The sequence below is a fragment of the Streptomyces sp. NPDC048277 genome, from assembly GCF_040652235.1.
Taxonomy (GTDB): Bacteria; Actinomycetota; Actinomycetes; order Streptomycetales; family Streptomycetaceae; genus Streptomyces.
Genome location: NZ_JBEZLQ010000032.1, coordinates 37,826 through 50,165, shown reverse-complemented (window position 1 = coordinate 50,165; position 12,340 = coordinate 37,826). Strand labels below are relative to the sequence as shown.

10 protein-coding genes are annotated in these 12,340 nt (G+C 69.1%); 1 reads left to right on the top strand and 9 read right to left on the bottom strand.

Annotation, left to right across the window (positions count from 1 at the left end):
* Positions 1-6: 6 nt before the first annotated feature.
* The 5 genes from prfA to AB0D85_RS44310 all read right to left on the bottom strand — a co-directional run bounded on the left by prfA (position 7) and on the right by AB0D85_RS44310 (position 5,098).
* Positions 7-1,083 carry a peptide chain release factor 1 gene (gene prfA / locus AB0D85_RS44330; RefSeq protein ID WP_362334346.1) on the bottom strand — a complete coding sequence of 359 codons (1,077 nt, stop codon included), beginning with the start codon at positions 1,081-1,083 and terminating at the stop codon, positions 7-9.
* A gap of 114 nt (positions 1,084-1,197) precedes the next feature.
* Entirely contained in the window at positions 1,198-1,422 is a 225-nt protein-coding gene (rpmE, locus tag AB0D85_RS44325) for a 50S ribosomal protein L31 (RefSeq protein WP_030672379.1), read from the bottom strand.
* Between the two features lie 150 nt (positions 1,423-1,572).
* Positions 1,573-2,688 carry an LCP family protein gene (locus AB0D85_RS44320; RefSeq protein WP_362334343.1) on the bottom strand — a complete coding sequence of 372 codons (1,116 nt, stop codon included), beginning with the start codon at positions 2,686-2,688 and terminating at the stop codon, positions 1,573-1,575.
* Between the two features lie 204 nt (positions 2,689-2,892).
* A complete protein-coding gene (locus AB0D85_RS44315; RefSeq protein WP_362334339.1) occupies positions 2,893-4,737 on the bottom strand; it encodes a trypsin-like serine protease in 1,845 nt (614 codons plus the stop codon).
* 136 nt (positions 4,738-4,873) lie between these two features.
* Positions 4,874-5,098, bottom strand: coding sequence for a hypothetical protein (locus AB0D85_RS44310; RefSeq protein ID WP_362334336.1), 225 nt, complete (start codon positions 5,096-5,098; stop codon positions 4,874-4,876).
* A gap of 330 nt (positions 5,099-5,428) precedes the next feature.
* Between AB0D85_RS44310 and AB0D85_RS44305 the strand changes: the two genes are divergently transcribed.
* On the top strand, positions 5,429-6,058 hold the full coding sequence (locus tag AB0D85_RS44305; protein ID WP_362334333.1) for a hypothetical protein: 630 nt from the start codon (positions 5,429-5,431) through the stop codon (positions 6,056-6,058).
* A gap of 199 nt (positions 6,059-6,257) precedes the next feature.
* Here the strand turns inward: AB0D85_RS44305 and rho are convergent, their stop codons facing one another.
* The 4 genes from rho to AB0D85_RS44285 form a co-directional block, all read right to left on the bottom strand.
* The gene (gene rho, locus AB0D85_RS44300; RefSeq protein ID WP_362334330.1) at positions 6,258-8,267 is read right to left on the bottom strand and encodes a transcription termination factor Rho; all 2,010 of its coding nucleotides are present in this window, start codon (positions 8,265-8,267) and stop codon (positions 6,258-6,260) included.
* A 408-nt stretch (positions 8,268-8,675) separates the two neighbouring features.
* A complete protein-coding gene (gene thrB / locus AB0D85_RS44295) occupies positions 8,676-9,593 on the bottom strand; it encodes a homoserine kinase (protein ID WP_362334327.1) in 918 nt (305 codons plus the stop codon).
* Between the two features lie 301 nt (positions 9,594-9,894).
* Positions 9,895-10,953, bottom strand: a complete 1,059-nt coding sequence (gene thrC, locus AB0D85_RS44290; protein WP_362334323.1) for a threonine synthase — start codon at positions 10,951-10,953, stop codon at positions 9,895-9,897.
* Between the two features lie 6 nt (positions 10,954-10,959).
* On the bottom strand, positions 10,960-12,252 hold the full coding sequence (locus AB0D85_RS44285) for a homoserine dehydrogenase (protein ID WP_362334320.1): 1,293 nt from the start codon (positions 12,250-12,252) through the stop codon (positions 10,960-10,962).
* Positions 12,253-12,340: the final 88 nt, after the last annotated feature.

Genomic DNA, 12,340 nt, shown 5'->3' with positions numbered 1-12,340 from the left:
TACCTCTTATGCAGCTGCCAGCTTCGCGGCCGAGTCCGCGTCGACGCAGGCCTGGATCACCGTGTCGAGGTCGCCGTCCAGGACCTGGTCCAAGTTGTACGCCTTGAAGCCGACGCGGTGGTCCGAGATGCGATTCTCCGGGAAGTTGTACGTGCGGATCTTCTCGGAGCGGTCGACGGTGCGGACCTGGCTGCGGCGGGCGTCGGCGGCTTCCTTCTCCGCCTCCTCCTGTGCCGCGGCGAGCAGCCTGGAGCGCAGGATACGCAAGGCCTGCTCCTTGTTCTGCAGCTGGCTCTTCTCGTTCTGGCAGGAGGCGACGACTCCGGTGGGCAGGTGCGTGATGCGCACGGCGGAGTCGGTGGTGTTGACGGACTGCCCGCCGGGCCCGGAGGACCGGTAGACGTCGATGCGGAGGTCGTTCGGGTTGATCTCCACCTCGACCTCCTCCGCCTCCGGCGTGACGAGGACACCGGCCGCCGACGTGTGGATCCGGCCCTGCGACTCGGTCGCCGGCACGCGCTGCACGCGGTGCACACCGCCCTCGTACTTCAACCGCGCCCAGACGCCATGTCCGGGCTCCGTGGCGCCCTGGCCGCCCTTGGTCTTCACGGCGACCTGGACGTCCTTGTAGCCGCCGAGCTCGGACTCGGTGGAGTCGATGATCTCGGTCTTCCAGCCGACACGCTCGGCGTACCGCAGATACATCCGCAGCAGGTCCCCGGCGAACAGCGCGGACTCGTCCCCGCCGGCCCCGGCCTTGATCTCCAGGATCACGTCCTTGTCGTCGGACGGGTCCCGGGGCACCAGCAGCAGCCGCAGCTTCTCGGTCAGCTCCTCGCGGTGCTTGTCCAGCTCCTTGACCTCGGCGGCGAAGTCGGGGTCGTCGGCGGCCAGTTCACGCGCGGTCTCGATGTCGTCGCCGGTCTGCTTCCAGGAGCGGAACGTGGCGACGATCGGGGTGAGCTCGGCGTAGCGCTTGTTCAGCTTGCGCGCGTTGGCCTGGTCGGCGTGGACCGACGGGTCGGCGAGCTTCTTCTCCAGGTCTGCGTGCTCGACGACGAGTTCCTCGACGGCCTCGAACATTTTTGGCTCCTGATACTGCTACGGCGTACGGAAGGGAAGGCGGGCGACCAAAAACGCCGGTCCCGGGCACACCCCTCGCGGGGGCGTGGCCGTGGACCGGCGATATGGAGCTCGCTACTTCTTGGAGCCGGCCGCAGCCTTGCCGAAGCGGGCCTCGAAGCGGGCCACACGGCCACCGGTGTCGAGGATCTTCTGCTTGCCCGTGTAGAACGGGTGGCACTCGGAGCAGACCTCAGCACGGATGGTGCCGGACTGGATGGTGCTACGGGTCGTGAACGACGCGCCACAGGTGCAGCTGACCTGCGTCTCGACGTACTCGGGGTGGATGTCGCGCTTCAAGGTGTCTCCTAGATATCGGGAGGGCACCGGGTCGCTGCCGCGGGCTGCGGGAACGTGAACCGGGGCCGACGTATCAGTTTGCCAGGACTGACCGCATCTCCCAAAACCGGGGGGCTCGGTGATCTATTCCCTGCGGGTGCACGGGCCGGACTACGACGTCACGACGCCCTTCGCCTGCCCCGTCGCCGTGCCCTTCGTCGCCGACGCCGGGATCGGCCTGTCGTTCTTCAAAGCCGTCCACACCAGCTTGGCCTTCGCCTCGGCCACTATCACCCGGTTCGGGTTCGACGGGTCGTAGACGACCGGCATCGTGACCATGCGCATGTTCGTGGAGCTGATGGACTTCAGGCCGTTCGCGAAGTCGACCAGGGAGTTCACCGAGCCGAGGTCGGAGTCGGTGGTGACCGTCTTCGTCGCGGTGTCGGCCAGGTCGTACAGCTTCTTGGGGCTGGTGAACACGCCCACCTGCTTGACCTGGTTGATCAGCGCCTTGACGAACGCCTGCTGGAGCTGGATGCGGCCCAGGTCGGAGCCGTCGCCGACACCGTGCCGGGTGCGGACCAGGCCGAGCGCCTGCTTGCCGTTCAGGGTGTGCGTGCCGGCCTTGAGGTCGAGGTGGCTCTCGCGGTCGTCGATGTTCTTCGTCGTGGTGACCTCGACCCCGCCGAGCTCGTCGACGAGCTTCTGGAAGCCGGAGAAGTCGACCTCCAGGTAGTGGTCCATGCGGATGCCGGTCAGGGACTCGACCGTCTTGACCGCACAGCTCGCCCCGCCCGTGGAGTACGCGGAGTTGAACATCACGCCCGTCGCGGCGGAGTGCGTGACGCCCTTCGCGTCCTTGCAGGACGGGCGGTCGATCAGGGTGTCCCGGGGGATGGAGACCACACTGGCCTTCTTGTGCCCCTTGTAGACATGGATGATCATCGCTGTGTCGGACCGGGCACTGCCGTCGTCCGCGCCGCCGCCGAGCTTCTTGTTGGCACCGGACCGCGAGTCCGAGCCGAGGACCAGGATGTTCTCGGAGCCGTTGTCGACCTTGGCGGGACGGTCGCTGCCGAGTGCCTGGTTGATGTCGACGGTCTTCAGGTTGCCGTTGAGCTTGAAGTACAGATAGCCGAGGCCGGTGCCGCCCAGGACGAGGATGCCCGCCGCGGTCCAGGCCGTGACGAGGAGCGCCCTGCGGCCCGCCCCTCGGGGCTTGCGGTGGCTCATGGCCTTGCTGCCGGCCTCGGGTATGCCCGGCTCCGGCGTGCTCTCCGCGGACATGGGCTCCTCTGCTCTCGTACGGCTGCTCGCTTACCCCCTGCGTTCAGGGTCGGGTCCGGTGGGTGCATACCGGACCATCGTCACTCCGCCTGGTCAGACGGCGAAACTCGGGAAAGGGTTGCACAACGCAGTGTGCCCACCGCGTAGGGCGATGGGCACACTGCGTAAGGGGGCAAGTGGGGCGAACCCCGCTCACCAGGTATTTCAGCCGAAGATGTCGTACTGCTGGAAACCGGTACCGAGCGACTTCCTTGTGGCAAAGATCTCGCTGGTGCCCTTGCCGGTGCCCGGGTAGAGGTACAGCGTGCCGCCGGTCGTACGGGCCAGCAGGTCCGCCTTGCCGTCGCCGGTGAGGTCGCCGACCGCGACGAGCGTGTTGAAGCCGGTCCAGCCGGTACGGACCTTCACACGGGCCGAGAAGAGGCCGGTGCCGGACTTGCCGGTGCCCTTGTACAGGTACAGGTCGCCGCCGCTGCTCTTGCGGGCCAGCAGGTCGGCCTTGCCGTCGCCGTTGAAGTCACCGACACCGCGCAGCTGGTTGTACTGGCTCCAGCCGCCGCCGATCCGAACGGCACTGCCGAACGTGCCGTTGCCCTTGCCCGGGTACAGCCACAGCACACCGCTGGAGTCCTCGGAGAGCACGTCGGGCAGGTAGTCACCGGTGAGGTCACCGGGAATGATGATCGCCTTGCGGGTCTTCCAGTTGGAGAAGATCTTCTTCGTGGCCCAGGAGCCGCTGGTGCGGGCACTGTTCAGCACGAAGTGGTCCCAGTAGACGTCACCGGTGGAGGACACCCGGTAGACGAGGTCCTGGTAGCCGTCGCGGTTGAGGTCGGCCTGCAGGATGACGTTGACGCCGCTCCAGTCGCCCCAGGAGACACGGGAGGCGAGCGAGGTGCCCTTGGAGTCCAGCTCGTAGCCGACCTTGCTCGACGACTTGCGGGCGAACAGGTCCGCCTTGCCGTCGGTGTAGCTCAGGTTGGTGTCGGCGATCTGCGGGTAGACGGCACCGACGTAGGTGCTGACCTTCGTGAAGACGCTGTAGGAGCCCTGCACGACGCACTCGACGCCGTTGTCCGTGACACCCCACGAGACCACGCCGACGATCCGGCCGCCGACGACCAGCGGGCCGCCGGAGTCGCCGTTGCAGGTGGCGGTGGAGCCGGTGTCGGAGCCGGTGGCGGGAGTGCCGGCGCAGACCATGTGGCCCTTGATGAACAGGCTGCCGAAGTAGGACGAGCAGGTGCTGTCCGACTGGATCGGCAGCGTGGCCGTCTTCAGGGTCTCGGAGATGTCGTCCGAGGTGGAGCTGGTGCGCCCCCAGCCGTAGACCGTCGCGCTCTTGCCGGCCGCGTAGGAGGCCGTGTCGGTGGACGTCGTCAGCTTGATCGGCGTGGCCGTGACCGGGGCGGCCAGGGTGAGCACGGCGATGTCGTTGTTGATCGTCGACGGGCTGAACGACGGGTTGTTCCACTGGCGCAGTACGCCGGTGACGACGCCGCCGTGCAGGTTGGCGGTGCCGTCGCTGTTGGTGGTGGGCAGCGAGGCGGTGCCGGTGATGACGGCGCCGTAGGCCTTCCAGTTGTAGGCCTTGCCGTTCTCGTCCTTGACGCAGTGCGCGGCGGTGAGGATCTTCGTCGGCGAGACGACCGAGCCGCCGCAGAAGAAGCCGACGTCGTCGCTGGTGCTGGTGGTGCCCTTGTCGTCGTAGTACCAGAGCTGGGCCATCCAGGGCGCCGTGGAGATGGTGGTCTCACTACCGCCGATGATCTTCGGCGAGACGGCCGAGCCGCTGGAGCTCGTCTTGGAGGACGACGTGGACGTCGACTTGGTCGTCGTCGCGCTGTCGGTGGCCAGGGCGCCGGCGATACGCGCGTTCAGCGTGGCCTGCGAGGTGGTGCTGACGACCGGCTTGACCGTCGGCGTCGGCAGAGTGGCCGCGCTGGCGGACGTCGAGATCAGTGCGGCCGTGACGGCGGCGGCGACTCCGGCCGCGGCCACGGGCAGAGCGAAACGTATCCGGCGTCTGTGACGACCGCTCCCGGACATGGGTGTACCCACCTAAGTCCCCCCTCGGGATCAGGAGTTCGTGATTCGGTCAATTGACCGAAGAGCGTGATGGTACATCGGAGAAAGAAACGCAAAGGGCTGCCCCCTGCGTCTTGCGGGGCAGCCCTTTGCTCGCTCACCGAGCGGACATGCCGAACCGCAGCCCGACGGCCGGGAGTCCGCCCGCGCCCGGTGCGTAGGCGGGGACGGCTGTGCGGTGCCTCCGGTCACGAAGGGAGCCGTAGGCGCCCGGTCCATAGGGCATGCCGATGTAGAGGTTGGCCCGCGTGCCGTACAGACTGGTGCCCGCCGCCTGCGCGGCGGTCGGGGTGCCCGGCGCACTGCGTAGACCGAAGACCATCACGGCGCCCGCGTCGGCGACCGTACCGATGTCCTCGCCCGGGACACCGATGGCGACGCGTTCGGGCCGGGGGTGGCCACAAGGCCCTCGCCCGGTATGCCGACCACCACGTACTCGGCACCCGCCTCCAGAGTGCCCGCCACTCCGGAACTGCCCTGGACCAGCGTCCGGTTGACGCTGCACGAGTTCCCCCCTCGTGCAGCAAAGCACGGAATGCACAGCACCGTTTCCATAGCTCAGGCAAAGCGCCGCCTATTGGCCGCCAGCAGCGCATGCAAATGAGTACCCATACTCATGCGCGTTGCGGGATAGCGGCCGGAGACTGCGCGCATGACACCCATCGCTGCCCCCATCAGCGCCTTCGCCCGCCCCCGCCGCACCCTCGCGGCCGCCGCCCTCGCCGCACTGGCGCTTGCCGGCTGCGGAAACAACGGGTCGAGCGACAGCGGGAGTGCCGCACAGTCGGCCCCCGAGCAGGCGGCGTTCGCAGCGATGCTCGACAAGGTCGCGCAACCGTGTTCTTCGACCGTCGAGTCCGCGTCCGGCCCCACCGACAAGGAGCCGACCGGCCCCGAAGGGAAGCAGAGCCTCGCACCCGGCGAGACTCCCCCGACCGACCCGATCGAGCCCGCTGCCCCCACAGGGGCGCAGTTGAGCGACCGAGACCGGTGTGCGAGCGTCCAGCACGAACAGCGCATCATCCAGGCGCTGCAGGCAGTCTCGAAGCCCACCCCCGCCAAGGTCCGCAAGAGCTTGAACGGCCTCGGCCACGTCGACGAGCGCATCCACGGCCTCGAGCAGGACGGCAAGGTCACGCGCTTCTACCTCGACCTGCGCGAGAAGGGCGGCCGACTCTGCGAGGCGGGTACGGCGGCGGGCGGAGAAACGGATGTCACCCCGTGCGCGGCTCCCGCCACCGGATCGTTCGCAGTCAAGAAGCTGCTGTCCGACGGGGCGTGATCGCCCGCCTTCCACCGAGAGCGGATTTCGGCCGCACCGGTGGACCGGCCCTCCGCGTTCGCCACTCCCACCACCAAACCCTTCACCCAGGCAAAGTAGAGGTAAAGGGTTTGGATTGGTGTAACTGGAGACACAGCACAAAAGGGCCGCCCCCTGCGGCTTGCAGAGGGCGGCCCTTTTCGTTGTTCTACGACAGCGCTCAGTCTCCGTTGCCGGGCATCGGCGTCGTCTTCTGGATCTGCATCAGGAACTCGACGTTCGACTTCGTCTGCTTCATCTTGTCGAGCAGCAGCTCGATCGCCTGCTGCTGGTCGAGCGCGTGCAGCACCCGGCGCAGCTTCCAGACGACCGCCAGCTCCTCGTTGCCGAGCAGGATCTCCTCCTTGCGGGTGCCGGACGCGTCCACGTCCACCGCCGGGAAGATGCGCTTGTCGGCGAGCTTGCGGTCGAGCTTGAGCTCGGCGTTGCCAGTGCCCTTGAACTCCTCGAAGATCACCTCGTCCATGCGGGACCCGGTGTCCACCAGGGCGGTGGCGAGGATGGTCAGCGAGCCGCCGTCCTCGATGTTGCGGGCCGCACCGAAGAAGCGCTTCGGCGGGTACAGGGCGGTCGAGTCGACACCACCGGACAGGATGCGGCCGGAGGCCGGCGCCGCGAGGTTGTACGCACGGCCCAGACGCGTGATCGAGTCGAGCAGCACGACGACGTCGTGGCCGAGCTCGACCAGACGCTTGGCACGCTCGATCGCCAGCTCGGCGACCGTGGTGTGGTCCTCGGCCGGGCGGTCGAAGGTCGAGGAGATGACCTCGCCCTTGACCGACCGCTGCATGTCGGTGACCTCTTCCGGACGCTCGTCGACCAGGACGACCATCAGGTGGCACTCGGGGTTGTTGTGCGTGATCGCGTTGGCGATCGCCTGCATGATCATGGTCTTGCCGGTCTTCGGCGGGGCCACGATCAGACCGCGCTGGCCCTTACCGATCGGCGCGACGAGGTCGATGATGCGGGTGGTGAGGATGCCCGGGTCGGTCTCCAGGCGGAGGCGGTCCTGCGGGTAGAGCGGGGTCAGCTTGTTGAACTCCGGGCGGCCGCGGCCGTGTTCGGGCGCCATGCCGTTGACGGAGTCCAGGCGGACCAGCGCGTTGAACTTCTCGCGCCGCTCGCCTTCCTTGGGCTGGCGGACCGCGCCGGTGATGTGGTCGCCCTTGCGCAGGCCGTTCTTGCGGACCTGGGCGAGGGAGACGTACACGTCGTTCGGACCGGGCAGGTAGCCGGAGGTCCGGATGAACGCGTAGTTGTCGAGGATGTCGAGGATGCCCGCGACGGGGATCAGGACGTCGTCGTCGGCGAGCTGCGGCTCGGCGCCGCCGATCTCGTCGCGGCCACGGCGGCCACGGCGGTCCCGGTAACGGCCACGGCGGCCACGGCGGTCACCGAACTCGTCGTCGTCCTGCGGGCCGGCGTTGCGGTCCTGACGGCCGCCGCCCTGCTGCTGGCCCTGCTGCTGACGGTCCGGCCGGTCCTGACGGTCCGGCCGGTCCTGGCGGCCGCCCTGGCCGCCGCCCTGCTGCTCGTCGCCCTTGCCACGGCGGTCGCGGTCACGGCCGCGGTCGCGGCGGTCGCGGCGGCCGCGGCCCTCGCCGTCGGCCTCGCCCTGGGGCTGCTGCTGCGGCTGCGCGACGGAGGTCTCCGCCTTCGGCTCGGTCTTCGCCTCGGCGACGATCGTGTCGGTGCTGTTCGCGGCCGGGCTGCCCGCCTCGGCGGTGGCGCGGCGACGGCGGCGCTCGGTCGGCGCGTCCTCGCTGGCCGGCTGGCCGGGGATCTCGATCTGCTGCTGGGCCACGGCCTTCTCGGCGGGGGCCTCGGCGGGCTGCTCCGCCTTCTTCTCGGCGTCGTCGCCCGTACGGGCCTTGGAGGTGGCCCGGCGCTTCGGCTTGGTCTCGGTGGCCGACTCGGCCTTGGCGGGGGCCTCCCCGCCGGCCTGCGCCTCCTTGATGACCTCGATCAGCTGGCTCTTGCGCATACGCGCCGTGCCCCTGATGCCGAGGCCGGATGCGACCTGCTGAAGCTCGGCCAGCACCATGCCCTCGAGGCCGGTACCGCGGCGCCGCCGGGAGCCGGCACCGGTGGCAGGCGCGGAGGCGTCCGTGGCGGGCGCGGCAGCGGTCTCCTCGACACGTGCGCCCATCAGATCGGTGGTGTCGCTCACGAAGGGTCCTTCCCTGGAGCGGACGTCGGCCTGTCTGGCTCGGCGACCGGTTGTGCTGTCCGGCTTTCGGTCCTTGCTTGTGTGGACCGTGCCGGGGCGGTGGTCCGCCAAAGCGGCGGAAGAGGATTTCTGATGACGGCGCTTCCTCGACGAGCCGTGGCACCCTGTGTCACGCGGCGTGGTCGCACCAATTCCGGAGCGTGCCCAGCGGCCCGCTCAGTGCCCGCGTACGGCGTACTGCCCAGGTACGACATACGGAACGCTGAGTGACTTGGGAGACTCCCGGAAGAATGTCTGTCCCGGACGGGGACACGAAGCACCTCGCCATGGTGGGGTCGGGTGCAGACTTGAGGTTAACACTACCGGATCCAACAAACATTCCCCCTCTCCAAATCCGGCAACCGTGTGTCAGGTCGCAAGCGGCAGCACGCTCGCTCCCAGTACATCCAGGCTCAGCCGGTTGGCCGCCCAGTCGGCGCCGGCCAGGGCCTGCACCTTGTCGGCGCTGTCGGTGTCGACCAGCGCCATGACGGTGGGTCCGGCGCCGGAGATCACGGCGGGGATCCCGTCGGCGCGCAGCCGCTCCACCAGTGCGGCGCTCTCCGGCATGGCCGGGGCGCGGTACTCCTGGTGCAGACGGTCCTCGGTGGCGGGCAGCAGCAGCTCGGGGCGCCGGGTGAGGGCCTCGACGAGCAGGGCGGCACGGCCCGCGTTGGCGGCGGCATCGACGTGCGGCACGGTGCGCGGGAGCAGTCCGCGCGCCGTCTCGGTCAGGACCGGCTTCCCGGGCACGAAAACCACCGGAACGATGGAATCGGCGGGCTCCATCCTGATCGCCCGGGCGGCGCCGGACTCCATCCAGGAGAGCGTGAAGCCGCCCAGCAGACAGGCCGCGACGTTGTCGGGGTGGCCCTCGATCTCGGTGGCCAGTTCGAGCAGGGCGGCGTCGTCGAGCCTGGTCTCGCCGCCTATGGTCACGGCGCGGGCGGCGACGATGCCGGCGCAGATCGCGGCGGAGGAGGAGCCGAGGCCGCGGCCGTGCGGGATGCGGTTGGCGCACACGATCTCCAGGCCGCGGGGCTGTCCGCCCAGCAGGTCGAAGGCGGTGCGCAGGGAACGTACGAGAAGGTGGCTCTCGTCACGCGGCAGCGTCTCGCTGCCCTCACCCGCGATGTCGATGTGCAGCCCGGAGTCGGCCACCCGGACGACGACGTCGTCGTAGAGCCCCAGCGCGAGGCCCAGGGCGTCGAAGCCCGGACCCAGGTTGGCGCTGGTGGCGGGAACGCGCACCCGGACGGCGGCGGCGCGGAACGCTGGACCGGCCATCGCTCGATGACTCTCCTTGAGCTGCGTGATGGTCGAATGACATTCGATAGGTGACATCCGATAGGTACGTGAAGACCCTCGGGCCGTGGAGACGGCGCGGCACCGCGCCATATGCGGAGGCATATGCAGCGGGCGGGTTCACTACAGCCTATCGAAGGAAGGTTCTGTGGCGACATAGGGCGCACAGGAGGCGCACGATGCGTGTCGTAAGCCCCCTGTGCCCCCTCCGTAGGGAGTGCCCTCGCTCGGCTGCTGCTCAAGTACTCCTCGAGCGCTTCTCGAGTACCGCTGGAGCGGTTCTCTAGGCGAGGCCCAGCCGCTCGGCCGCGGTCGCGGCGTCCACCGGCACGGTGACCGGCTGCGGGGCGCCGGCGACGGCCCAGTCGGGGTCCTTCAGACCGTTGCCGGTGACCGTGCAGACAATGCGCTGGCCCGGGTCGACCTTGCCCTGCTCGGCGGCCTTGAGCAGACCGGCGACGGAGGCGGCGGAGGCGGGCTCCACGAAGACACCCTCCTGCGCGGCCAACAGCCGGTAGGCGCGCAGGATCTCACGGTCCGTCACCTCGTCGATGAGGCCCTCGGACTCGTCCCGGGCCGCGAGCGCGAACTGCCAGGAGGCGGGGTTGCCGATGCGGATCGCGGTGGCGATGGTCGACGGGTCCTTGACGATCTCGCCGCGCACGATCGGGGCGCTGCCGGAGGCCTGGAAACCCCACATCCGGGGGGTCTTGGCGGAGATGCCGTCACCGGCGTACTCCTTGTAGCCCTTCCAGTACGCGGTGATGTTGCCCGCGTTGCCGACCGGCAGGACGTGGATGTCGGGCGCGTCGCCGAGCATGTCCACGATCTCGAAGGCGGCGGTCTTCTGGCCCTCGATGCGCACCGGGTTGACCGAATTGACCAGCGCCACCGGGTAGTTCTCGCTCAGCTCGCGGGCGAGGGTGAGGCAGTCGTCGAAGTTGCCGTCGACCTGGAGGATCTTCGCGCCGTGCACGAGGGCCTGGCCCATCTTGCCGAGCGCGATCTTGCCGCGGGGCACCAGCACGGCGGAGACCATCCCGGCGCGCACGGCGTACGCGGCGGCGGAGGCGGAGGTGTTGCCGGTGGAGGCGCAGATGACGGCCTGCGCGCCCTCCTCCTTGGCCTTGCTGATGGCCATGGTCATACCGCGGTCCTTGAAGGACCCGGTCGGGTTCGCACCCTCCACCTTGAGGTGGACCTCGCAGCCCGTGCGCTCGGAGAGCACCTGCGCGGGCACGAGGGGCGTGCCGCCCTCGCGGAGCGTCACGACCGGCGTGGTGTCGGAGACGGGCAGCCGGTCCCGGTACTCCTCGATGATTCCGCGCCACTGGTGAGTCATTGCTGGTTACTCTCCTTCAACCCGCATGATGCTGGCGACACCCCGCACGGTGTCGAGCTTGCGCAGCGCCTCGACGGTCCCGGACAGGGAGGCGTCGGAGGCCCGGTGGGTGACGACGACGAGGGAGGCCTCGCCGTCCTTGCCCGTCTGCCGAACCGTATCGATGGAAACCCCGTGCTCTGCGAACACGGTGGCGACCTGGGCGAGAACACCCGGTTTGTCGGCGACGTCGAGGCTGATGTGGTAGCGCGTGACGACATCGCCCATCGGCGAGACGGGCAGAGCGGCGTACGCCGACTCGCCGGGCCCCGTTGCCCCGCTGAGCCGGTTGCGGCAGACGGCGACCAGGTCGCCGAGGACCGCGGAGGCCGTAGGCGCGCCGCCGGCGCCGGGCCCGTAGAACATCAGCTGACCGGCCGCGTCGGACTCGACGAAGACGGCGTTGTACGCACCGCGCACGGAGGCGAGCGGGTGGGTCAGGGGAATCATCGCGGGGTGCACGCGTGCGGTGACCGAGCCGCCGTCCTCGGCGCGCTCGCAGATGGCGAGCAGCTTGATGGTGCAGCCCATGTTCTTGGCGGAGGCGAAGTCGGAGGCGGTGACCTCGGTCATGCCCTCGCGGTAGACGTCGTCGAGGCGCACCCGCGAGTGGAAGGCGATCCCGGCGAGGATGGCGGCCTTGGCGGCGGCGTCGAAGCCCTCGACGTCGGCGGTCGGGTCGGCCTCCGCGTACCCCAGGGCGGTGGCCTCGTCGAGGGCCTCCTGGTAGCCCGCCCCCGTGCTGTCCATCTTGTCGAGGATGAAGTTGGTCGTCCCGTTGACGATGCCCATCACCCGGTTGATCTTGTCGCCGGCGAGGGACTCGCGCAGCGGCCGGATCAGCGGGATGGCGCCGGCGACGGCGGCCTCGTAGTAGAGGTCCTTGTCGTTGGCCTCGGCGGCCGCGTGCAGGGCGGCCCCGTCCTGGGCGAGCAGCGCCTTGTTGGCGGAGACCACGGAGGCGCCGTGCTCGAAGGCGGTGGTGATGAGGGTGCGGGCGGGCTCGATACCGCCGATGACCTCGACGACCACGTCGATGTCGCCGCGTTTCACGAGGGCCGTGGCATCGGTGGTGACCAGATTCGGGTCGATGCCCTCACGGACCTTGGAGGGCCGCCGTACCGCGACACCGGCCAGCTCGATCGGGGCGCCGATCCGCTGGGCGAGGTCGTCGGCGTGCGTCGTCATGATGCGCGCCACCTCTGAGCCGACAACCCCACAGCCCAGCAGCGCCACCTTCAGCGGACGCGTACGCATCATCCGACCTCGTTTCCTCATACCGTCTACGGTTGGACCAGTCTCACTCACCGGACGGGAGTTTCTACCCTTCGTCCGGATCGTGAGACAT

Excerpts from the sequence above, each read along its gene's own strand:
- AB0D85_RS44320 (WP_362334343.1), bottom strand. The coding sequence starts at position 2,688 with ATGTCCGCGGAGAGCACGCCGGAGCCGGGCATACCCGAGGCCGGCAGC.
- AB0D85_RS44310 (WP_362334336.1), bottom strand. The coding sequence starts at position 5,098 with ATGGTCTTCGGTCTACGCAGTGCGCCGGGCACCCCGACCGCCGCGCAG.
- thrB (WP_362334327.1), bottom strand. The coding sequence starts at position 9,593 with ATGGCCGGTCCAGCGTTCCGCGCCGCCGCCGTCCGGGTGCGCGTTCCC.
- AB0D85_RS44315 (WP_362334339.1), bottom strand. The coding sequence starts at position 4,737 with ATGTCCGGGAGCGGTCGTCACAGACGCCGGATACGTTTCGCTCTGCCC.
- prfA (WP_362334346.1), bottom strand. The coding sequence starts at position 1,083 with ATGTTCGAGGCCGTCGAGGAACTCGTCGTCGAGCACGCAGACCTGGAG.
- AB0D85_RS44285 (WP_362334320.1), bottom strand. The coding sequence starts at position 12,252 with ATGATGCGTACGCGTCCGCTGAAGGTGGCGCTGCTGGGCTGTGGGGTT.
- AB0D85_RS44305 (WP_362334333.1), top strand. The coding sequence starts at position 5,429 with ATGACACCCATCGCTGCCCCCATCAGCGCCTTCGCCCGCCCCCGCCGC.
- thrC (WP_362334323.1), bottom strand. The coding sequence starts at position 10,953 with ATGACTCACCAGTGGCGCGGAATCATCGAGGAGTACCGGGACCGGCTG.